This window comes from Natronococcus pandeyae (assembly GCF_008122205.1).
In the GTDB taxonomy this organism is placed as follows: Archaea; Halobacteriota; Halobacteria; order Halobacteriales; family Natrialbaceae; genus Natronococcus; species Natronococcus pandeyae.
Genome location: NZ_PHNJ01000005.1, coordinates 24,235 through 45,694 on the forward strand (window position 1 = coordinate 24,235; position 21,460 = coordinate 45,694).

The following is a 21,460-nucleotide window of genomic DNA, read 5'->3' on the forward strand; positions in this document are numbered from 1 at the left end:
GGCTTATAAGTGGCGTGACGGGCGCTCGCGGAGAGCACCCTCGTAGCAGCGGTGATTTTCCGGGAACTACTCCGTTCGGAAGAGTGCGCCCGGCGCATCGACCGGAATATCGGCCGCTCGACAGACGTCCCACAGCGTCGCCCCGTTGCTCGTGACGACTGGAACGCCGAGTTCGGCCTCGAGATCCGCGACCGCCTCGAGCGAGCGGTAGTTCGTACACGAAATGAAGACGGCGTCGACGTCGGCGGGACGGTCGCTGTCGAGGTTCAGGACCTGCCGGCGCGCGTCTTCGGGACCGAGCGCCCCGATCTCGGTGTTGGCTTCGATCCCGCGGCCGTCGATCGTCGCGACCTCGAGCCCGGCCGCCTCGAGGAACGCCCGCTCCTTCTCGTCGAGCGTCGCGGTGTAGGGCGTGGCGACGGCGATCCGGTCGGCCGAGAGCGCCTCGAGTGCCCGGAGTACCGAGCGGGCGGTCGCGACGGCAGGGACGCCCGCCGCGGCCTCGAGATCCGCCTCGAGTTCGGCGTCGAACCCCGGCCCGTGGATCAGGCTGCCGGTCGTGCAGGCATAGGCAACCGCGTCGACGTCCGCGTGGCCGAGCAACTCCGCCGCGCGGACCGCGCCGCGGCTCATCTCGTCGAGTTCGTCGACGGTGACCGACTCGAGGGCCATCCGCGCCCCGTGAACGGTCGCGTCCTCGGGGCCGTACCGCCGGAACTCCGGCTCCGCCGTCGTGTTCGAGGAGGGGACGATCAGCCCCAGTCGCGTCCGTCGGTCGGGGGTGGGTTCAGTCATCGTCTCCCGAGGTGATCTTCTCGTCGGCGCGGTCCTGCTCGAGCGCCCCCGAATCGCGCTCCTCGGGGTCGCCGTGACCGCCGCCGCCCGGCGTCCGGACCGTGACCGTCGTCCCGGCGTCGACGTCGACGGTCGTCTTCGCTGGCACCGACTCGCCGTCGATCAGGTTCTCCCCGCGGGCGCCCGACTCCCCGCCGACGACGCCGCTCGGGGCGTGGCGCCGGCGCTCGGTCAGCAGCGAGACGGTCGCGTCTTTCTCGACGGTGACGGTGCGCTCGAGGCCGAGTCCGCCGCGCTGGCGGCCGCGACCGCCGCTGTCGGGTCGCAGGGCGTAGCGCTCGATGCGGAGCGGGTACTCCGTCTCGATCGACTCGACGGGCGTGTTGAGCGTGTTCGTCATCCCGACCTGGACGCCGTCCATCCCGTCGGCGTCGGCGCGGGCGCCGAAGCCGCCGCCGATGGTCTCGTAGTAGGTGAACGAACCGTCGCGGGCGCCGACGGTCAGGTTGTTCATCGTCCCCTGGCTCTGGGCGGGGACGCGCTCGGGTGCGGCGGCCGCGAGGGCGGTGAAGACCACGTCCGTGACGCGCTGGCTGGTCTCGACGTTCCCGCCGACGACGGCGGCGGGCGGGTTCGGATTCAGGAGCGACCCATCGGGGGCGTGTACCTCGACGGGGTCGTAGCAGCCGTGGTTCGGCGGGATCTCGGGATCCGTCACGCAGCGCACGACGAAGTAGACCGCGCTCTTTGCGACCGCGAGCGGGGCGTTGAGGTTCCCCTCGAGCTGGCCCGCGGTACCCGCGAAGTCGACCTCGATCGCCTCGCCGTCGACGGTCACTGCGACCGAAATTTCGATGTCTTCGTCCGTGATGCCGTCTCCCTCGAGCACGTCCGTCGCCTCGTAGGTGCCGTCGGGCAGCTCCCGCACCTGGTCGCGCATCCGCTCGGCGGAGTAGTCGATCACGGCGTCGAACCCCTCGAGGACGGTTGCCCGACCGTGTTCGTCGAACAGCGCGGCGAGTCGGTCGGCCGCGCGGTCGTTCGCCGCCAGCTGTGCCCGGAGGTCGGCGCGGCGCTCGCGCGGGTTGCGGACGTTCGCGAGCACCAGCGACCGGACGTCCTCCCGGATTTCGCCGTCTTCGACGAGCCGTGTGGGCGGCAGTCGGAGCCCCTCCTGGTAGATCTCGCGGGCGCCGGCCGGCATGCTGCCGGGGGTCATCCCGCCGACATCGGCGTGGTGAGCACGCGAGACGGCGTAGCCGACGATCTCGCGATCCGCGTCGGTTTCGGCGCCCTCGAGCGTCTCGTCGGTCTCGTCGCTCTCGTCGGCTTCGTCGCCGTCGTCGCCCGCCGATTCGGCGGGAGCGATCGGTGACACCATCGTCACGTCCGGCAGGTGGGTTCCGCCGGCGAACGGGTCGTTGAGCACGAACACGTCGCCGGGTTCGGGATCGAACTCGCGGACGGCGTCGACCGCCTCCGGCATCGCCCCCAGGTGGACCGGGATGTGCTCGGCCTGGGCGATCATCCGCCCCTCGGCGTCGAACAGCGCCGTCGAGCAGTCCCGGCGCTCCTTGATGTTCGGCGAGTACGCCCCGCGGATGAGGGTCTGGCCCATCTCCTCGGCGACGCTCTCGAGCTGGTTGCGCAACACCTCGAGGGTCACCGGATCGATACTGTCAGCGTCGGTCGTGTCTGCCGTCGAATGCTCCGTCATCGGTCGGTTACCTCCGTCTCGTTCGCCGCTCGCGTCATCACGAGCGTTCCGTCGTCGAGAATTTTGCCGGTCCACGTCGGCGGAACGACGGTCGTACTTTCGGCCTGTTCGAGAATCGCCGGGCCAGAAATCGTCGCGCCCGACTCGAGGCGATCCCGATCGTAGACGGTCGTCTCCTGTGAGCCGGTCGCGCTCTCTTCGGTACCGGGGAAGTGGGCTTCCCGGGTTCCGACGAGCGCGTCACCCGTGCCGTCGTGCTTGACGACTGGCTCCGCCCCCGGCACGGTCGCCGTGGCTCGGAGATTGACGATATCGAGAGATTCGTCCATCGCATAGCCGTAAGCGCGTTCGTGGGCCGCGTGGAACCGCTCGGCCACCGCCTCGGCATCGAACGACTCGTCGACGGGGACGGTCAACTCGAAGCTCTGCCCCGCGTATCGGCAGTCGGCCGCGCGTTCGACCCGTGCGGCGTCCCGATCGGACGCGTCCGCGAGCACGTCCGCGACGAGATCTTCGTAGACCGCTTCGAGATCGGCTGGCTCTGCGCTATCGAGAGCTACACCCACCGTTCGGACGGCGTCGTAGCTCTCGTCGGCCGCGAGCAGCCCGAACGCGGAGAGGACGCCGCCGGGACGGGGGACGACGACGCGGTCGACCTCGAGCGACTCGGCCAGCGCCGTGGCGTGCATCGGACCGGCGCCGCCGAACGCGACCAGCGCGAACTCTCGCGGGTCGTGGCCGCGTTCGACGGTGACCGACCTGATGGTCCGGGTCATCGTCGCGTTCGCGACCCGGTAGACGCCGCGGGCCGCCTCGAGCGCGCTCTCGAGGCCGGCCTCCTCGGCGAGGCGCTCGAGCGCGTCGTGGGCCGCCTCGACGTCGAGGGTCATCTCGCCGCCCAGTGCCGTCTCGGGGCCGATGTAGCCCAGCACGACGTTGGCGTCGGTCACGGTCGGCTCGGTGCCACCCTTCCCGTAGCAGGCGGGGCCGGGTTCGGCGCCCGACGAACGGGGCCCGACGCGGAGAGCGCCACCGGCGTCGACCCAGGCGATCGAACCGCCGCCCGCGCCGACGGTGTTGACGTCGACCATCGGCGTTCGAATGGGGAGGCCGTCGATCTCGGCGTCGGTCGTCCGCTCGGCTTCGCCGTCCCGGACGAGGCTCACGTCGCTCGAGGTGCCGCCCATGTCGAACGTGACGAGGCCGTCGACGTCCTCGTCGCCGACGGTCGCGGCGGCGCCGACGACGCCCGCCGCCGGTCCGGAGAGGGTCGTCGTCACGGCGTGTTCGCGAACCGTCTCGGGGTCGGCGATTCCGCCGTTTGCCTGCATGATCCGCGGCGCGGGGATTCCGGACTCTTCCGCTTCGTCGACCAACCGACCGACGTACCGGTCGATCGCGGGCCGAACGTAGGCGTCGACGGCGGTCGTCGACGTGCGCTCGAACTCGCGGAACTCCGCGAGCACCTCGTGGGACGCGGAGACGGGCACCTCGAGTTCCTCGCGCAGGATTTCGGCGACCTGCTGTTCGTTCTCGGGGTCAGCGTAGGCGTGTAGCAGGCAGATCGCAACGCTCTCGACGCCCTGTTTTCGGAGGGTCGCCGCGAGGTCCCGTACTTCGTCGGGGTCGACCGGTCGCTCGACGCCGTCGGTCGTGGTCCGCTCGTCGACCTCGAAGCGCCGTCGTCGCGGCACGAGCGGGTCGGGCTTCTCGGCCTCGAGGTCGTAGAGGTCGGGTCGATCCTGGCGGCCGATCTCGAGAACGTCGCGGAACCCCTCGGTGGTCACCAGGGCCGTTCGGGCGCCGCCGCGCTCGAGCAGGGCGTTGACCGAGACGGTCATCGCGTGGGCGAAGGCGTCGATCTCGGCGGGATCGATTCCGGCCCGGTCGCAGGCCTTCGCGATCCCCTCGAGCACGCCGACGTGCTGGTCGGGGGTCGTGGGCACCTTCGCCGTGACGAGGCTGTCGTCGACCGACAGCGCGACGTCGGTGAAGGTGCCGCCGACGTCGACGCCGATTCGCGTCTCGCTCGAGTCGGCGATCGTTCCGCCGTCCGTCAGCGTCGAGGTGGCGTGGTTTGGTGCTGTGCGTCTCTCCGGTGTGTCGTGTGCGTCGTTCATTCGTGATTAGAGTATCAGGACGTCGTAGAGCGTCTGCACGCCGATGCCGATCACGACGAGCGTAACGAGTCCGCCGAGAACGTTCTGGAGGCTGCTGTTGGTGTACTCGCCGAGCAGGTCGTCGTTGTTCATCGCGTAGATGAGGAAGACGGCCAGGATCGGGAGCAGCAGGCCGTTGGCAACCTGCGCGAAGACGATCACTTCGACCGGGTTGTAGTCGAGCGCCGAGAAGACGATGCCGACGCCGAGGATCGTCCCCCAGATCGCCCGGAACCGGGTCGATTTCAGGTCGCGTTCCCATCCCAGCGCGCCGGCGGTCGCGTAGGCGCCGGCCAGCGGCGCGCTCATCGCGCTCGTGAAGCCGGCCGCGAAGAGGCCGATCGCGAAGAACGTCAGCGCGTAGCCGCCGAAGACCGGCTCGAGCTGGTCCGCCATCTCGCCGACGTCGGTGATCTGGGTTCCCTCGGGGAACACCGCGGCGGCCGTGACGACGATCGAGGTCGTGATGATCCCGCCGACGACGATCATCCCGATCGTGTCGGTGCGACACTCCGCCAGATCGCTCGCGCCGCCCCAGCGCTCCTGGACGGTGCTCGCGTGCAGGAACAGGTTGTAGCCGACGACGGTGGTCCCGACGAGACCGGCGATCAAGTACGCTGAGCCCTCGGGCACCGTCGGGACGAGTCCCCCGCTGAACGCCCCGAGGTCCGGACGAACCATGATTGCGTTGAGCACGAACGCAAGTCCCATGACGATCACGAGGCCGACGAACACCCGTTCGATCAGTTTGTAGTTCCCCGTCCATAGCAGTGCGCCGGCGACGAGGCCGATGAGCGGCCCCCAGACGTTCTCGCTAACGCCGGTGATCGTCGACAGGCCGGCGGCACCGCCGACGATGTTGCCGGTCTGAAACGCCGCCGTCCCGATGCCGATCGCGCTCACGACGAGCACGACGGTCGCACCCTTCGCGAGCGGGTTCGAGAACTCGTCTCGGAACGCCTCACCGAGCCCTTCCTTCGTGATCAGCCCGAGTCGTGCGCTCATCTCCTGGAGAACGATCGTCGCGAGGATCGAGAACGCGATCGTCCACACGAGCAGATACGCGTACTCCGCGCCGATAACGCTCGCAGTCGTGACGGTTCCCGGCCCGACGAACGCCGCAGCGACGAGCGCCCCCGGTCCGATCGCCTTCAGCCTGTCTATAAGTCCCATGTTGGATGTACACATACACCGCTCTCCGAGAACGGTATAAGGGTTGTTGAGAATTGATCATACGATTGGGGAAACGATCAGCTCCGGCCGACCGGCGTATGAATTCGTATGAAGGTTTGTGACCGTCTGCACTCCCCGACGATCAGTCGCCCGGCTGCTCGATGACGAGCGTCTTCGAAACGCCTCGTTCGATCGCTATCTCCGTCGGCATCGAGGCCGTGCTGCGCTCGATGAAGCGGGTCATGAACCACTGAATCGCTTCCGAGGGGAAGACGACGTGGTAGACCTTCTCGGCCTCGTGGCGCACCTCGAGAAACCCACAGAAGGAGAGCCACTCGAGGAGTTCGCCGACCTCGTCGAACCGTTCGGCGTACTCGTGGGCGTGATAGTCCGAGACGCGGTCGGCCGCTTCGACGAACGCTGGATCGGGGTCGCCACCGGCGTAAAGGTGCTCGAGGAAGGCGTGCAGGAAGTCCACGTCCAGTAGCACGTGCTCGCCCGAGGAGAGCATCTGGTAGTACTGCTCTAAGTTGTCGCTCGGCCGTTCGCGCGCGGCTTCGAAGTTCGCGGCGTAGAACGAGAGCGCGCGGCGGACGAGTTCGCTCTGTCCCATCCCCGTTTCGGCGCCGAGCGTCTCGAGGGCCGTGTGGGCGTCGTCGTCCAGCGAGACCGTCACTCGGCGGGTCATAGCTCGTGGAACGAACGCGAGACGGGTATAGTTCACGCACGACCGGCCGGCCGTCGCCACCGTCGTGAGACGCCGGATTCGGACCAGTGAAACCGACATCCTGCACAGTGAAAGCGCCCGAAGTTATGACCCTCGGGCCGTTATCCACTTCATGTGCGGCTCGTACAGCTGACGGTTCCGACGGGTAAGCGACAAACGATCCTCGAGACGCTCGACGACCGCGAGATCGATTACGTCGTCACCGACGAGGATGGTAATCGGGACTACGCGGCGGTCGCGTACTTTCCGCTGCCGTCACCGGCGGTCGAGCCGGTGCTCGACGAACTCCAGGACGCGGGTGTCGACGAGGACGCCTACACGGTCGTCGTCGACGCGGAGACGGTCGTCTCCCGCCGGTTCGAGGCACTGCGCGAGGAGTACGAGGAGGGCGACGTCGAATCCGACCGGATCTCCCGACAGGAGCTTCGGACGGAAGCGGAGTCGTTGACGCCGACGTTCGGCGTTTACTCGATCATGACGATCATCAGTTCGGTCGTCGCGACGGCGGGGCTGTTGCTCGACTCGCCCGCAGTCGTCGTCGGGTCGATGGTGATCGCGCCGCTGATCGGTCCGGCGCTGGGCGCCAGCGTCGGCTCGGTGATCGACGAGGAGGAACTGTTCGTCGAGAGCATAACCTACCAGATAATCGGCGTCATCCTCGCGATTGCCGCTGCGGCCGTCTTCGCCTGGATGGTCCGGGTGACCAACATCGTCCCGCCGGGTCTCGTCCTCGGAGAGGTCGACGAAATCTCCGAGCGACTCGCACCCGACCTGCTCTCGCTCGCGGTTGCGCTTGGCGCCGGCGTCGCGGGCATCGTCAGCATCGCGACGGGGATCTCCGTCGCGCTCGTCGGTGTCATGATCGCGGCGGCGCTGATTCCGCCCGCCGCGGCCGCGGGAATCGCGATCGCGTGGGGCCAACCCGACGCGGCCATCGGCTCGACGGTGCTCGTCTTCGTGAACGTCCTCTCGGTGAACCTCGCCGGGCTCCTGACCCTCTGGTACCTCGGCTACCGACCGGAGAACCTGTTCGCGCTCGGAGAGACGGAGCAACGCGTCCGAAAGCGGGTCGTTGGCCTCGTCGTGATCGTCCTGATCTTCTCCGCGTTCCTCGGCGTGATTACCTACACCTCCTACCAGGCGGGGAACTTCGAGGAGAACGCCCGCGAGGAGGTCGCGCTCGCCCTCTCCGAGGACGAGTTCGCCGAGTACCAGCTGCTCGAACTCGAGGTGATTATGGACGACGACTACCCGTTCCAGAGCCCCGAACGGGTCGTCGTCACGATCGGCGGTCCGCCGGGTGAAACTGCGCCGGGGCTCGGCTCAGATCTCCGCGATCGGATCGAACACCACTCGGACGGGCCTATCGAAGTCGAGATCAGGTATATCGCGATCTTCGAGGAATAGCGGCCCTGACGCGGCCCGATCCGAGCGGATTTCTCACCGGTTTCGAAGTCTGTCGAGGACGGACGCTCGCAGTCCGCCGTGTTCCTCGCCGGCGTCGGCACCCGACCGTCCACGGCTCGATCCCTCGTCGTCGCCGTCGCCGTCGCTGCCTCCGAACCGCCGCCGGATCCACGTCCGAGGGCCGCCGATCCGATTGACGAGGTAGGTCGGAAAGTACAGCGCGATCGCACCGAGCGCGAAGAAGCCGACCCCGGCGACGGGGCTGCCGGTACGCGCGAACTCGATTCCGACGACGAACATCGGGCCGGCCATCGAGAGACCCGCCGCGGTCTGAAGCATCCAGAAGATTCCCGGTCCCTTCATGGTATCCTTCTCGAACGCTGTCTCATTCCTCGAACGGGAGTCTGGGCTCGTAGTCGATCGCTTCGACGGCCGCCTCGAGCACTGCCTCGACGTTCGTCCCGGTCTCGACGCTCATCTCGTGGTCCGCCTCGATGTCGGCGTTCCAGTGCTCGCGTCGGTCGACCTTGTTCGCGATCGTCAGTACCGGGACGTCCTCGAACCGGTCGGCGATCGCGTCCCGCAACTCGAGTTGGGACTCGATCGGGTAGCCGCACTCGGCGCTGGGGTCGAGCACGACGAGCATACAGTCGGCCAGATGTTCGATGGCGCTGACCGCCTGGGTCTCGATCTCGTTGCGCTCCGCCGGCGGCCGGTCGAGCAGCCCCGGCGTATCGACGATCTGGTAGCGGATGTGATCCCGCTCGAAGTGGCCGAGACCGATTCCTCTCGTCGTGAACGGGTAGGAGGCGGTCTCGCCGCGGGCGTTCGTGACGTCGTTGACGAACGAGGACTTGCCGACGTTCGGGTAGCCCGCGACGACGATCGTCGGCTCGTCGGGGTTGATCTCGGGCAGGTCCCGAAGGTCGTTACGGGACTCGTTGATGTAGATGAGTTCGTCGTCGACCTGTTCGACGATGTCTGCAAGCCGCGCGAACGCCTGCTTGCGGTGCTTGCGCGCGGTGTCGACGTCCGTCTTGCGCAGCTTCGGCTGGTACTCCTGGTGGATCTCTCGAGCCTTGCGACTGGCCCACATCACTTCGGAGAGACTCTGGCGGAGCCGGTCCACGTCGACGATCGCGTCCGCGAGTTCGTAGTAGAACGGGTGCACGTCGTCCTCGTACGCGAAGTCCGGCCACGCGGTGACCACGTTCTCTAAGTTGTCCGAGATGATGTTCGCCGCGGTCTGGAGCATCGACTGCTGGGCCTCGAGGCTGTGTTTGGCCTTGCCGGCCCGGGCCGCCCGCGAAAACGCCTTGTCGATCAGCTCTTCCGACGTGGGCGTCGTCGGAAGGTCTTCGAAAATCATATCCAGAGATAGAACGCGCGGTCGTAAAAGGTCGTTCGTTATCCTGCGGGCTGTAACTGGCTGTGAATTCGCCCGACATCGTCGATGAATCCCACTCGCTGAGTTGCAGCCCGCAGTATACACGCCGAGCGCTTATGTCCGCTCGAGACCTGGTTTCAGTTATGACAAACTGGCGTGCCGTCATCATCGGTTTCCTCGTCGCGACCGTCCTTGGAATCCTCGGCCTCGCCCTGCCGGGGGTCGGACAGCTCGCCGCAGGACTGATCGGGGGGTTCGTCGCCGGCTACATCGCCGGCGGCGGTCTCGGGAGCGGATTCTGGCACGGGCTGCTCGCCGGCGCCCTCGGCGGTATCGTCGGCGGATTGCTGATCGCCATCGTCGTCGGCATCGCCGGCTGGGCGGGCGGGCCCATCGGCGGTGCGATCAGCGGCGTCGCCGGCCTCGGAATCTTCGCGATGGCGCTGCTCATCTCGTTCATTATGGCGCTCGAGAGCGCGATCGCCGGGGCCATCGGCGGCGTGCTCAACCCCGGTCGATCCGACCGAACGGGTCAGCCCGCCGACCGGTACTAGCGCTGTCGGACGGTCACTGCGCGTTCTGTAACGCCTCGAGCGCGTACCGCTCGGCGTCGATCTCCCGCTGCGTTCGGACGCCCAGCCGGCGGAGGACCGGAATCGGCGGACACCACCCCTGGAGCGCGTGCTGGAACAGGAACGCCGCGATGACCGCCGGCATCGCGAGGAACTTTCGATCGACGGTTGCGCCCAGTCCGAGACAGACCAGGATCAGCGCGGACGCGTTCGCTTCGAGCGTCCGTTCGATATCCCACTCGCGCTCGAGTTCGGCGAGTCGGTCGTCGATCTCCTCGGGATGTTCGGCGTAGTACTGCAGTCGGTCGCCGGTCTCGTGTCTGATCGCCTCGTTGATCTCTTCGCTGGTGCTCGCGGGCACTCGTTGGGCCGTGCCCGGAAGTGGCGTCTCCATCCGCGATCACTCAGGCCGACGCCATCTCGCGACAGCTTTCGGCACATTTCGGGAGGATCTCCGCACAGGCCTGGCAGTGGTCGTGGTCGTGTTGCTCGCACTCTTCGGCACACTCCTCACAGAGGTCCGCGCAGAGTTCGCCCAGTTCCTGGTGGTAACCCGAGTTGCGAGCCATGAACCGTGCGTGCAGCGACGCGATGTCGGCGACGTCCCGACAGAGCCGGATACAGCGGGCCATCCCCTCGCCCTCCTCGGCGCAGGCGTCCGCACACCACTCACAGACCTGCGCGGCTTCGAGGCAGTTGTCGATACACTCCTGCATGTGGTCGTCCGCGTGTTCGAGTTGCTCGAGTGCCATTGCAGTCGAGCATCACCGGTCGCGTCCATCAAAGTAGTCTGAGCGACTGCAAGGAGTCGAGAACGGATCGCGAACCGCTATCTTTCAGCGTCGTGCCTGGAGTTCCGCTTCTAGCTCCTCGAGATCCATCTCCTTCATCGAGAGCAGGACGAGCAGGTGGTAGACGATGTCGGCCGCCTCGTAGGCGATCTCGTCGTGGTCGTCGTCTTTCGCCGCGAGCACGAGTTCGGTGGTCTCTTCGCCGAGTTTCTCGAGTACCGCGTTCTCTCCCTTCTCGTGGGTGAACAGCGACGCGGTGTAGGAGTCCTCGGGTAGCGTTTCCTTGCGGTCTTCGATAACGGCGAACAGGTCGTCGAGTGTATCTTCCATCTACAACTCACCGGAGACGTTGCGGATGGATTCGAGTTGGTCGAACTTTTCGCTGTCGTCTCGTCCGTCCTCGAAGACGTCTTCGGTGACCTCGATCGGGGCGTTCGTGCGGGCGGCGAGCGCGAGCGAGTCGCTCGGCCGCGCGTCGATGACGGTCTCGCCGCGGGGCGTCTGGAGGTGGAGGTCGGCGATGTAGGTGCCCCCGCGGCCGTCCGCCTGCTGTTCGATCTCGTTGACGACGATGCGGTCGATCCGGCTGCCGAGTTCCTCCATCACGTCGAGCAGCAGGTCGTGGGTCAGCGGCCGACCGATATCCTCGGCTTCGAGTCCCCGCGCGATACTGGTCGCCTCGTTGAACCCGATGAAGATGGGGACGATGTCGTCTTCCCCATCGACAGCGAGGATGACCACGGGCACCGGTCCCTGCGGGGTTCCCGCGACGCGAACCGCGTCGATAGATGCGTTCATACTCCAACCGATGTGGGCGAGGGAGAAAAACGTGTTCGGCCGCAAATGCTGGCACGATTCGAGAACTCTGCGGCCCGCTTCCGGCGCGCTCGAGCGATCATTCCGCCGTCTCCTCGAGGGCCGGACCGATCGACTCCTCGTTTTCGAAGAACGCTAACCCGTGAATACGGCTGTCGGGGGTCAGTTCAGGGTGGAAGGCGGTTGCGACGACCGGCCCGTCCCGAACCGCGACGGGGCGCCCGTCCCAGCGCGCGAGGACGTCGGTCTCGCCGGCGTCGTCGATCGCTGGTGCGCGGATGAACACCGCCGGGTACGGCTCCTCGAGACCGGCGACCTCGAGCGGGGCCTCGAAACTGTCCTTCTGGCGGCCGAAGGCGTTGCGCTCGACGCTCGCGTCGACGAGGCCGAGTTCGTCGACCCGGTCGTCGTTCGCGTCGCTCGAGGCGACGATCAGGCCGGCACAGGTGGCGAGCAGGGGTTTCCCGGCGTCGACGTGGTCGCGGATCTCGTCGTCGATTCCCTGGTCGTGGACGAGTCGCGAGATGGTCGTCGACTCGCCGCCCGGCATCGCCAGCAGATCGCAATCGGGGACGATCCCCGACTCGCGAACTTCGTGGACGGTGACCTCTCGGCCGTGTGCCCGTGCTGCTCGTTCGATGGCCTTCGCGTGTTCTTCGACGTCGCCCTGGACGGCGACGACGCCGGCGACCAGTGTCATACCCCTCCTATGAAGAGGGCCGGCAAAAGTGCCACGTCACGGATCGCACCACGGGTTTCGACCCGTTACCAGTCCCGCTCGTCGCCGGTCACGGTACGCTATCCGGTCCTGACCGTCTGTCGACCGTCCGATTCGAGAGCGCGGCCGCTCGAGAACGGTTGGGTCTCAAAAGGGAGGCGATGCGACGCGTTACGAGACGAACGTCAGTAGCTGAACGAGGACGCCCAGCATGACGCCGGTTGCGATGACCGTCTTCGGGTCGATACGGATCGCGTTCGAGTCTTCTGCGTCGAAGTACCGGACGAGTCCGGCACTGGACATCAGCCCACCGGTGTTCTGTCCTTTATCCATACCTACTCATACGGGCTCCCGGAACTAAAGCTTTCGACGCATGCTCGTCTCCGCGGTGGAACCGAGACGAGCGTTCATTATCCAGCCGAACGAATGCTCCGTGAGAGGGCCATGATCGATACGGACCTCGTCGACAGCGTCAGGGCGTCGATCGCAACCGATTCCGATCGGTTCGCCGAATGTGTCGAGCGGGAGGCCGAGCGGCTCAAGGACGACGTTCGAGAGGGAACGTTCGACAATCCACAGGCGATCGTCGGTCTCGAGTACGAATTCTACGGCGTCGACCGGGAGACAGCCGCGCTGCGCCGCATCCCGCGCTGGCTGCTCCGGTTCATCGGCTTCGAGAAGGAGCTTGGCTTGCACAACGCCGAGTTGAACACGAGCCCGCAGCCGCTGAACTCGTACGGACTCGCGGCCCAGCAACGGGAGGTTCAGTCGCGCCTCGCGGCCGCTCGAGAGCGGACGCGGACCGAGGGGGTCGAACTCGTCAGCGACGGCATCTGGACGATCCCGCCGACCGGCGAGTCCGCCAATCGCTACCTCACCGACACCGTCGATCGGGGCGGGATCACGATCTCGACGAACGCGAGTCCGGACGTCAGGTACCAGGCGATGTCGAACGCGAGCTATCCGGCGGGGATGCGACTCGAGGCACCGCACGTCGACTTCTCGGCGGATACGGTTGCCCTCGAGTCGCTGATCACCTCGATTCAACCCCACTATCAGGTGCCGTACGCGGCGGACCTGCCGGAGTTCTTCCGGTACGCGGTTCGGATCGCGGGGCCGCTGCTCGCGATCGGCGTCAACTCGCCGTTTTTCCCGCCAGAACTCTACGAAGATCCGGACCCGGATGCGGTGCTCGCGGACGGCTGGATGGAACACCGGATCGGGATCTTCGAGACCGTCATGAACCCGACCGACGAGACGCCGGATAAGGTTCGCTTCCCGCGGGATATCCAAACCGTCGAGGACGCCGTCGATCGAATCGCCGCGGACGTGCCGATCGTCCCAAACGAGATCCCGGATCGGGGCCGGTTCGACGACCGGTATCGTCACCTCTCCTACAAACACGGCAGCTACTGGCGGTGGCTCCGCCCGGTGTTCGACGCTCCGAGCGAGACGACGGCGAACGCCCGGATCGAGTTCCGCCCGCTGCCCGCCCAGCCGACCGTCCGCGACAGCATCGCGTTTCTCGCCGCGTTCGCAGGGCTCATGGAGAGTCTGCCTCGGCGCGAGCATCCGATCGGGACGCTCGAGTGGGAACGGGCGCGGGAGAACTTCTATGCGGCCGTCCGGGACGGACTCGACGCGGAGCTGGTCTGGATCGACAGCAACGGCGATCGAACGACCGATCGCGAGCGGTGCTACGACGAACTCCTCTCGGCGGCACGGGACGGCCTCGAGACGCGCGGGCTCGCCGCCGAGACGATCGATCGCTACCTCGAGCCGCTGTCGGTCCGGGTCGATCGGGAGGTGACGCCCGCCGCGTGGAAACGGCGACGCGTTCGAGAGCGACTCGAGGCCGGCGCGTCGCTGACGGAGGCGATACCCGAGGTACAGCGGACGTACATCGACGAGCAGCGCGAGACGCTGCTCGAGGGGTCGTTCGTCGACTGGCTCGAGTGACGGCAGGGAGCCATCACCCTCAGGACCCGGCCGTCGTGAGGCGAGACCATTCGAATGGGAGCAAGAGACACCCGAGTGGGAAACCCTTATGCGCGGCGCGTGGCAAATACCCGTGATCACATGTCCGTCACGCTCAAGGACTTCTACGCAGACTGGTGTGGCCCCTGCAAGACCCAGGACCCGATCCTCGAGGACCTCGAGGAGGACTGGGAGGGGCGCTTCGAAGTCGAGAAGGTAAACGTCGACGAACAACAGGACGTCGCGAACGAGTACCAGGTGCGCTCGCTGCCGACGCTCATCATCGAGAACGACGACGGCGTCGTCGAGCGATTCGTCGGCGTCACCCAGCGCGAGGACCTCGAAGAGGCCCTCGAGGACGCAGGCGCGTAACCGGTCGTCGAACGACTCCGTTCTCGACGTTTTGTTCCACCGTTACCAGTAGATAGTAGCACGGTTTCGTTATTCAGAACATCGCGTGAAACTCGTGTTACGCACAGCGAACTTTTTTAACAGGGACATCGCGACCGGTCGCAGGCCGGTCGCTCAACCCCTGCCAAAAACGTCCTCAGAAATCAGAGATTTCTGATGGGCCCGCGAGCGCTGAACGCTCGCGGACTTCGATGAAAAAAGCCCGCCGTCGCGGGGTGAAACCCCGCTCCGGTGGGCAATCGCTCACTTCGTTCGCGAATGCTGGCGTCTCCTGCAACGTTCCATGCGCACATCTACGTAACGAATCGACCGATTCGGATTCATAGACAAGACTGAATAAAGAAATCCGTATTACCAACTACTGTTACTGACGAGTACTGCGTTCGGAGACGACCGCAGCGCCACCGGTGACCAGGCAACCTTTTGCTCCCAGCACGTCTCTGTTCGAGTATGCTAATTGCGGAGTTCCGGATCGACTCGCCGCTCTTCCGGACTGCCCTCGAGCGAGCGCCTGAAGTGACGCTTTCGATCGAGGAGCACTACGCCGCTCCCGAAGGGATCCGCGTGCTGTTCTGGGCCGCAGGGGATGGGGTCAGCGACGGGGAGTTTCAGTCGGCACTCGAGGCGGACCCGACCGTCACCGAGTCGACACAGATCGCGGAGACGCCGTCACGGACCATGTACCGGGTGACCGTCTCCGACGAGGGGGAGGCAGGCACGACGTACCGAGAGTGGTCTGCCCTCGATATCGTCTCGGTCGACATCACGGCAACGAACGAGGGGTGGACGGGTCGACTTCGGTTCCCCGACCGCGAGGCCCTCGCGAAGTATCGGGCCGCGTTACGGGATCGCGGACTCGAGTTTCACCTCCGGTCGCTGTATCAGGAGACGGGAGGTGCGAACGGGGCTACCGCATCGTTGACGTCGAACCAGCACGAGGCGCTGGTCACCGCCTACGAGTCGGGCTACTTCGACGTTCCGCGAGGGGCTTCTCAACCCGACGTCGCCGCACAACTCGACATCGCGTCGCAGTCGGTCTCAGAACGCCTTCGACGGGGAACGAAAACGCTCGTCGAGAGGACGTTGATCGACGAATAGTACTTCAATGCCTTCAGATTCAGGCAGCGATGGGATCCGTCCACGACGCCGAACTGAGACCATGTCGGATGGTGCTGGTGAGTCCCCCACAGCGTTAGAGATCTTACTCGTCGAAGACAATCCCGGGGACGTTCGGTTGACGAAGGAAGCGCTGCGAGCGACGTCGATCGAACACGAGTTTCACGTCGTCACCGACGGTGACGAAGCGATCGACTTTCTCCACCAGCGGGGCGAGTACGCCGACTCACCCAGACCAGATCTCATCCTCCTCGATTTCAAACTGCCACGACTGAACGGGGACGAAGTCGCGGCCAAGATCGATGGCACGGGGGACCTGGCGCAGATCCCCCTCATCGTCCTGACCGGCCACCCGGCGCGGGACGAAGTCCTCGGAACCGACGACCTTCCGGTCGACGCCGCGCTCACGAAGCCGGTCGACTCCGAGGAGTTCCTCGAGACGGTGAACTCACTCGAACGGGTCTGAGCGCCCCGCCGTTCTCAGTGGAACTGCACGCCGACGTCGTGGAGGTCCTCGTTGTACCGAGCGATGTTGATGACCAGTGGCGTCACGCTCTCGACCTCCGCGGCGTTGGCGAGCGGACCGACGTCGAGCGCGCGGAGCCCCTCGATTTCGTTCGCGAGGTTCAGTACCGTCCGCTTGGCGTCCGCGTCGTCGCCGACGACGAGCGTGTCCAACTCGAGTTCGTCGTCCAGATTCGACAGGGCGTCCGCCGCGAGGTTGTGGAACGCACCGACGACCGGGACCTCGTCGGGTGCGCGCTGGGCAACCAACTGCGTGACGCTGCCGACGCTCGGCGGGTGGTAGTGGAGGCCGTCCTCGTCGCCCTGCATGCCGACGGCGGGGGTGACGAGGATCGTCTCCTCGTCGAGGACGTCTTCGACCGCTTCGACCGTGTCGCCCGCGTAGTACGGCGGGACCGAGAGGACCACGACGTCGGCGCGGTCGGCCGCCATCTCGTTGACGAACCCCTTGATGTTCGCATCCGCGCCGCGCCCCTCGAGTTCCGCCTCGTAGCGCTCGACCGCGTCGCGAGCCTTTTCGGGGTCTCGAGAGCCGATGAGGACCTCGTGGTCCGTATCGCGCGCGAAGCGGAGTGCGAGCCCCTGTCCGATGTCGCCGGTTCCACCGAGTAGTGCGATTCGCATATCCGTCTTTCAGGACGGCACCCGAATAAAATGGTAGGGGGTCGGCCGATCTCGCCGGGTTCTCGGATACGGAGACCGCTCGATCCCGAGTTCCGCGTCGTCGCGGACTAGTAGTCGCCCTGATTACTGTAGATCCGTTCGTGACTGTGGGTGTAGATTTCGACGATATTCCCCCACGGATCCTTGCAGTAGGTCATCCGGTAGGGCTGGTCGGGGAAGAGGTTCCAAATGTCGGTGTGGTGTTCGCCGCCGCTGTCAGCGATTTCGGCGGCAAGTTCTTCGATGTTCGGATCGATCACGCAGGCGTGGAAGTAGCCGGCCTCGGTCGGATCGGGGTCGTTCTCGGGACCGGTCTCCTCGAACTCGAACAGTTCGACGGCGACCTGGTTGCCCGTCGTCATGTGCGCGATCGAGACGGTGTCGAACTCGCCCAGGACGTCCGCACAGAGTTTTCCGATGTGCTCTTCGCCGTGTTCGACCTCGACCGGGCCCATGATCGGCTCGAAGCCGAGGACGTCCGCATACCAGTCCATCGCCGCCTCGATGTCGGGAACCGTCATCCCGACGTGTGCCAGTCCGCGAGGATAGTCCTCCATGGTCGGCACTGCCGGCGCCGTCCTCAAATTCGTTGGCCCGGCAGTCGACGCCCGCTCGAGTCATACGGTCCGCTGTAAGTCATTGACGGTGCAACCGCGACTCGTCTTGCGGTTGCACCGGTAAATCGTTACAGTAAACCGTATCAGGGCGCGTCGTCTTCGTCCGGATTCATCGCCGCACCCAGCCCGCTGTCGTAGGCGTCGCGCTCTTTTATTTCTCGCATCCGCTGATCGAGTCGATCCTCGAGTGCCTGGCGGCGCGCCTCGTCGACGTCGGCGTCGGTGCCGAGCGCCTCGAGGTCCTGTTTGGCCGTCTGCAGCACCGAAATCGCCTCGTCGGCCTCGAGGTCGGCCGCGCGGTCGAGATTCCGTTCGACGTCGTCGAGGGTCGTGTCCGTCATGGGCGTGGATTCGAGCGAGAGGGTATTGAAAATCAACCCGGCAGACGAACGCTCGAGCGGAGTCGGTAGTCGCAGCCAACAGTAGCACGGTGTCGTTATTCGCCCTGAACTCTGAAAATCGCGTTACGTACAGGCGGACGACGTCTCGCTCTGGGCCATCCGCTCTTTCTGCAGTGGCGCGCGCTGTCGACCGCCCGAGCGCGAGCGAGGGGGTCGATAACACCGTGCGAGGGACGAACGAGCGGAGCGCGGCGCGTAGCGCCGCGGAGCGGCGAACGGCCAGCGGCCGTGAGCCCGTCAGCGAGTGAGTCGGCTGGGGAGGGTGTGGCCATCCCGTGTGTTCGTGTGAGCAGAACCTGCTCACGGAGCGAGTACCGCGAACGCCCCTGGCCCCTTTCAGTCCCACCCGACGGTGGTTGGCCGGCACCGCAGACTCGAGACCGGCGTTCCGTTCGCATGCTATCGATCGAGAGTATCAGCGTCACGTCTCCGTCTGAACAACAGAATTCGGATTACCAACTACTGTTAGGCTCGCCCTCGAGGTACCGGTATGTCCCGCCCAGCCGTCATCGCGCACCGCGGCTACGCCGGCGTCGCCCCCGAGAACACCGTCGCTGCGGCCGTCGCCGCGGCCGACCACGACGAGACCGCGATGCTCGAGATCGACGTCCAGCCCGCGGCCTGCGGGACGCCGGTCGTCTTCCATGACGAACGACTCGACGGCACGCGTGACGGCCGACCGATCACCGATGCCGAGGGACTGGTCTGGGAGACCGCACTCGAAGACCTCGAGTCGACGCACGTGCTCGGCACCGACGAAACGGTTCCGACGCTCGAGGCGCTGCTCGAGGCGGTCCCCGAGACGGTCGGCGTCAACGTCGAACTGAAGAATCCGGGGACGACGGATTTGCGGTTCGCCGAGTCCCTGTCGGAAGACGCGTGCGGTCGACGGCGCGACGTCTGGGAGCCGTTCGTCGAGCGCGTCGTCGACGCCTGCGACGCGTTCGACGGCGAGATCCTCTTTTCGTCGTTCTGCGAGGGCGCGCTCGCCGCCGCACGCGACGTCGCGCCCGACTACGCCGCCGGCGCGCTCGTCTGGGACGACCTCGAGGCCGGGCTCGAGATCGCGCGCCGCTACGACTGCGAGGCGATCCACCCGCCGCGAAACGCGATCGCCGGCACGCCGCTCGCAACGGAACCGTACTACGGCCTTCCCGCGGACGAACCCGCCCTCGACGTGGTAGAGACCGTCCACGACGAGGGCCGGACCGTCAACGTCTGGACCGTCGATACCTGGGGGCAGTTCGACCAGCTCGCCGCGGCGGGCGTCGACGGGATCATCGCGGACTATCCGGGGCTCGGTTCGCGGTCGTTCTGAACCGTTTCGAGTCCGACCCAGAGCGCGAGACACTGAACGACGACCGCGATAGCGACCACGATCGGGGCTTCGGTCAGCCACGCCACGTCGAGCAGGACGACCGCCGCGACGGGAACCGCTCCGAGCGCGAGGGCGACGCCGAAGACCCGGACGAAATCGTCGGGTTCGAGTCCCAGTCGCTCGAGGCCGCCGTAGAACGCGAGCCAGCCCGCGAGGACCGTGCTCCCGAGGACGAACGCGCCGAACGGCGACGTCGAATCGGCGAGCAGCCGTAGGGCGACCGGCAGCGGCGAAAACGCCAGCGGGAGAAAAAAGATCGCCAGCCAGGCGAATCGGGGACCACCGTCGGGGTCCGCGCCGAGTCGCTCGAACCCGCCGTCCTCGAGCCAGCCGGTGACTCCGAGGGCGACGACGACGAGAGTTAGCGTGACGGCCTGGTCGGGCACTCCGGCGAGCGAGACGTCGAGAAGGCGAACGACCGCCGCTCCGGCGAGAAAACAGAGCCAGGCCACCCCGACGAACGTCCCGATCGAGGCGGCGACGGTCGCGAGGATTCCGTTCACGTCCACCCGAACGCTGGTATCCATTACACCTGACTGATAATTTCGAGGTGTATAGCTCCGGCGGTCGTTACGGCCGGTCTCGAGCCGGTAAATCCTCGTTCGCCGGCCCCTCGAGCACCTCGCCGTCGGGGTCGAACCGCGAGCCGTGGCAGGGACAATCCCAGCTCTCCTCGGCGTCGTTCCACTCGACGAGACAGTACATGTGGCTGCAGACGGCCGAGACGGCGTGGACGTCGCCCTCGGCGTCGCGGGCGCAGGCGATCGGTTTTCCGCCCTCGCGAACGATCTTCCCCTCGCCGGGGTCGAGACTCGAGCGGTCGGGGGTGAGCAACGCCCGGACCCAGTCGGTGGTGAACTCGCTCGCGGCGTCGGCGTTCTCGGTGACCGTCTTGCCGAACGACGCCTTCGGTGTCAGCCGAAGCGGATCGAAGAGGTCGAGCGCGGCGGGGCGCTCGCCGTCGATTTCTGCGGCCAGGAGTCGGCCCGCGGCGGTGCCGTTGGTCATCCCCCAGCCGCGGAAGCCGGTGGCGACGAAGACGTTCTCGGTACCGGCGCCGGCGCGGCCGATGAAGGGGACCTTGTCGACCGGCTTGTAGTCCTGGGTCGACCACCGGTAGGCGATCTCGTCGACGGAGAACCGTTCGCGCGCCCACGTCTCGAGCCGTCGGTATCGCTCCGCGGTCGAGCCGCCCTGCCCCGTCTTGTGGTTCTCGCCGCCGACCAGCAGGAGTTCGCCGTCCTCGTCGCGGTGGGTGCGGACGGAGCGGTAGTTGTTGCCGCTGCGGTAGTACATCCCCTCCGGCGGCGCGCCGTCGAGGCGGATGCCGAGCACGTAGGAGCGTTTCGGGTGCATCCGAGCGAAGTAGCCCGCCCGGTCGAGGATCGGGAACCCGGTCGCGAGCACGACGTTGCGCGCCGTCACCGTCGCCCGCTCGGTCCGGACGCGACAGGGCGTGCCGGGCTCGAGGTCGGTGACGCGGGTCTCCTCGTGGAGCGACGCGCCGTCGTCGTCCCGGAGTTCGTCAGCGATCGCGAGCAGGTACTTTCGCGGGTGGAACCACGCCTGATCGTCGAAGCGGACGGCGGCCGCGGCGCGCTCGAACGGCGGCACCGAGGTGACGTAGCTCGCCTCGAGTCCCGCGGCGCGGGCGGCGTCGGTCTCGCGTTCGATCTCGTCGGGTTCGTTGCTGTAGAGGTACGAGGGCTGGCGCTCGAACCCGCAGTCGATATCTAACTCGTCGATCCGGCGTTCGACTTCGTCGATCGAGGCCTCCTGGACCGAGGCGTACTGGCTCGCCTTCCGGCGGCCGAACTCCCGGCGCAGGTGGTCGTAGATCGTCCCGTGCTGGCTGGTCAGCTTCGCCGTCGTCTTCCCCGTCACGCCCGTCGCGACGCGGTCGCGCTCGAGGACCGTGACCGTCTGTCCTCGCTCGCGCAGGTTGATCGCCGTTGAGAGGCCGGCGATCCCCGCCCCGATGACGGCGACGTCGACGGTGTGGTCGGTCTCGAGCGGTTCCGGTTCGGGGTCGTCGTCGTGCGTACTCGCGAGCCAGAGAGACGTCGGTTCGCCGGGAAGGTCGCCGCCGCGGGTGGGTTCGGCCATAGAA

Annotated in this window: 25 protein-coding genes; 7 read left to right on the top strand and 18 right to left on the bottom strand. The window is 66.5% G+C overall.

Annotated features, from left to right (window positions below):
* Window positions 1-66: 66 nt before the first annotated feature.
* The 5 genes from CV102_RS10780 to CV102_RS10800 all read right to left on the bottom strand — a co-directional run bounded on the left by CV102_RS10780 (window position 67) and on the right by CV102_RS10800 (window position 6,532).
* A complete protein-coding gene (locus CV102_RS10780) occupies window positions 67-795 on the bottom strand; it encodes a maleate cis-trans isomerase family protein (protein WP_148858013.1) in 729 nt (242 codons plus the stop codon).
* Entirely contained in the window at window positions 788-2,512 is a 1,725-nt protein-coding gene (locus CV102_RS10785) for a hydantoinase B/oxoprolinase family protein (protein ID WP_148858014.1), read from the bottom strand. The genes CV102_RS10780 and CV102_RS10785 overlap by 8 nt, the downstream gene beginning before the upstream one ends.
* The gene (locus CV102_RS10790) at window positions 2,509-4,632 is read right to left on the bottom strand and encodes a hydantoinase/oxoprolinase family protein (protein ID WP_148858015.1); all 2,124 of its coding nucleotides are present in this window, start codon (window positions 4,630-4,632) and stop codon (window positions 2,509-2,511) included. The genes CV102_RS10785 and CV102_RS10790 overlap by 4 nt, the downstream gene beginning before the upstream one ends.
* 6 nt (window positions 4,633-4,638) lie before the next feature.
* Window positions 4,639-5,844: an Nramp family divalent metal transporter gene (locus CV102_RS10795; RefSeq protein WP_148858326.1), complete on the bottom strand. Its 1,206-nt coding sequence runs from the start codon at window positions 5,842-5,844 to the stop codon at window positions 4,639-4,641.
* Window positions 5,845-5,986: 142 nt separating this feature from the next.
* Complete coding sequence (locus tag CV102_RS10800; protein ID WP_148858016.1) at window positions 5,987-6,532, bottom strand: ribbon-helix-helix protein, CopG family; 546 nt, start codon at window positions 6,530-6,532, stop codon at window positions 5,987-5,989.
* 153 nt (window positions 6,533-6,685) lie between these two features.
* Here CV102_RS10800 and CV102_RS10805 point away from each other — a divergent pair, with 153 nt between their 5' ends.
* Entirely contained in the window at window positions 6,686-7,978 is a 1,293-nt protein-coding gene (locus tag CV102_RS10805) for a TIGR00341 family protein (protein ID WP_148858017.1), read from the top strand.
* A 33-nt stretch (window positions 7,979-8,011) separates the two neighbouring features.
* On the opposite strand, the gene CV102_RS10810 is transcribed toward CV102_RS10805, so the two are convergent.
* Window positions 8,012-8,341: a hypothetical protein gene (locus tag CV102_RS10810; protein WP_148858018.1), complete on the bottom strand. Its 330-nt coding sequence runs from the start codon at window positions 8,339-8,341 to the stop codon at window positions 8,012-8,014.
* A gap of 22 nt (window positions 8,342-8,363) precedes the next feature.
* On the bottom strand, window positions 8,364-9,347 hold the full coding sequence (locus tag CV102_RS10815) for an NOG1 family protein (protein WP_148858019.1): 984 nt from the start codon (window positions 9,345-9,347) through the stop codon (window positions 8,364-8,366).
* Between the two features lie 161 nt (window positions 9,348-9,508).
* On the opposite strand from CV102_RS10815, the gene CV102_RS10820 reads away from it, so the two are divergent.
* Complete coding sequence (locus CV102_RS10820) at window positions 9,509-9,919, top strand: DUF5518 domain-containing protein (protein WP_148858020.1); 411 nt, start codon at window positions 9,509-9,511, stop codon at window positions 9,917-9,919.
* Between the two features lie 13 nt (window positions 9,920-9,932).
* Here CV102_RS10820 and CV102_RS10825 read toward each other — a convergent pair whose 3' ends face one another.
* The 6 genes from CV102_RS10825 to CV102_RS10850 form a co-directional block, all read right to left on the bottom strand.
* Window positions 9,933-10,331 carry a DUF2892 domain-containing protein gene (locus tag CV102_RS10825; RefSeq protein WP_148858021.1) on the bottom strand — a complete coding sequence of 133 codons (399 nt, stop codon included), beginning with the start codon at window positions 10,329-10,331 and terminating at the stop codon, window positions 9,933-9,935.
* A gap of 10 nt (window positions 10,332-10,341) precedes the next feature.
* Complete coding sequence (locus tag CV102_RS10830; protein WP_148858022.1) at window positions 10,342-10,689, bottom strand: four-helix bundle copper-binding protein; 348 nt, start codon at window positions 10,687-10,689, stop codon at window positions 10,342-10,344.
* Window positions 10,690-10,773: 84 nt separating this feature from the next.
* Window positions 10,774-11,058 (bottom strand): phosphoribosyl-ATP diphosphatase, encoded by a 285-nt coding sequence (gene hisE, locus CV102_RS10835; protein WP_148858023.1) that lies wholly within the window; start codon window positions 11,056-11,058, stop codon window positions 10,774-10,776.
* The gene (locus CV102_RS10840) at window positions 11,059-11,526 is read right to left on the bottom strand and encodes a bifunctional nuclease family protein (RefSeq protein ID WP_148858024.1); all 468 of its coding nucleotides are present in this window, start codon (window positions 11,524-11,526) and stop codon (window positions 11,059-11,061) included.
* Between the two features lie 97 nt (window positions 11,527-11,623).
* Window positions 11,624-12,244, bottom strand: coding sequence for a pyridoxal 5'-phosphate synthase glutaminase subunit PdxT (gene pdxT / locus CV102_RS10845; protein ID WP_148858025.1), 621 nt, complete (start codon window positions 12,242-12,244; stop codon window positions 11,624-11,626).
* 189 nt (window positions 12,245-12,433) lie between these two features.
* On the bottom strand, window positions 12,434-12,595 hold the full coding sequence (locus tag CV102_RS10850) for a preprotein translocase subunit Sec61beta (protein ID WP_148858026.1): 162 nt from the start codon (window positions 12,593-12,595) through the stop codon (window positions 12,434-12,436).
* A gap of 111 nt (window positions 12,596-12,706) precedes the next feature.
* Here CV102_RS10850 and CV102_RS10855 point away from each other — a divergent pair, with 111 nt between their 5' ends.
* From CV102_RS10855 to CV102_RS10870, 4 genes are all read left to right on the top strand, one after another.
* Entirely contained in the window at window positions 12,707-14,221 is a 1,515-nt protein-coding gene (locus CV102_RS10855) for a hypothetical protein (RefSeq protein ID WP_148858027.1), read from the top strand.
* Between the two features lie 120 nt (window positions 14,222-14,341).
* On the top strand, window positions 14,342-14,611 hold the full coding sequence (locus CV102_RS10860; protein WP_148858028.1) for a thioredoxin family protein: 270 nt from the start codon (window positions 14,342-14,344) through the stop codon (window positions 14,609-14,611).
* Between the two features lie 489 nt (window positions 14,612-15,100).
* The gene (locus CV102_RS10865; RefSeq protein ID WP_148858029.1) at window positions 15,101-15,748 is read left to right on the top strand and encodes a helix-turn-helix domain-containing protein; all 648 of its coding nucleotides are present in this window, start codon (window positions 15,101-15,103) and stop codon (window positions 15,746-15,748) included.
* A gap of 61 nt (window positions 15,749-15,809) precedes the next feature.
* Window positions 15,810-16,232 (top strand): response regulator, encoded by a 423-nt coding sequence (locus tag CV102_RS10870; protein ID WP_148858030.1) that lies wholly within the window; start codon window positions 15,810-15,812, stop codon window positions 16,230-16,232.
* Window positions 16,233-16,246: 14 nt separating this feature from the next.
* Here the strand turns inward: CV102_RS10870 and npdG are convergent, their stop codons facing one another.
* The 3 genes from npdG to CV102_RS10885 all read right to left on the bottom strand — a co-directional run bounded on the left by npdG (window position 16,247) and on the right by CV102_RS10885 (window position 17,912).
* Window positions 16,247-16,915: an NADPH-dependent F420 reductase gene (npdG, locus tag CV102_RS10875; RefSeq protein ID WP_148858031.1), complete on the bottom strand. Its 669-nt coding sequence runs from the start codon at window positions 16,913-16,915 to the stop codon at window positions 16,247-16,249.
* A 107-nt stretch (window positions 16,916-17,022) separates the two neighbouring features.
* A complete protein-coding gene (locus CV102_RS10880) occupies window positions 17,023-17,511 on the bottom strand; it encodes a VOC family protein (protein ID WP_233710669.1) in 489 nt (162 codons plus the stop codon).
* Window positions 17,512-17,654: 143 nt separating this feature from the next.
* On the bottom strand, window positions 17,655-17,912 hold the full coding sequence (locus CV102_RS10885) for a hypothetical protein (RefSeq protein ID WP_148858032.1): 258 nt from the start codon (window positions 17,910-17,912) through the stop codon (window positions 17,655-17,657).
* Window positions 17,913-18,462: 550 nt separating this feature from the next.
* Here CV102_RS10885 and CV102_RS10890 point away from each other — a divergent pair.
* On the top strand, window positions 18,463-19,290 hold the full coding sequence (locus tag CV102_RS10890; protein WP_148858033.1) for a glycerophosphodiester phosphodiesterase: 828 nt from the start codon (window positions 18,463-18,465) through the stop codon (window positions 19,288-19,290).
* Here the strand turns inward: CV102_RS10890 and CV102_RS10895 are convergent.
* Both CV102_RS10895 and CV102_RS10900 read right to left on the bottom strand, forming a co-directional pair.
* Window positions 19,260-19,877, bottom strand: coding sequence for a hypothetical protein (locus CV102_RS10895; RefSeq protein WP_148858034.1), 618 nt, complete (start codon window positions 19,875-19,877; stop codon window positions 19,260-19,262). The genes CV102_RS10890 and CV102_RS10895 overlap by 31 nt on opposite strands.
* A 43-nt stretch (window positions 19,878-19,920) precedes the next feature.
* Window positions 19,921-21,456: an FAD-dependent oxidoreductase gene (locus CV102_RS10900; protein WP_148858035.1), complete on the bottom strand. Its 1,536-nt coding sequence runs from the start codon at window positions 21,454-21,456 to the stop codon at window positions 19,921-19,923.
* Between the last annotated feature and the right edge of the window lie 4 nt (window positions 21,457-21,460).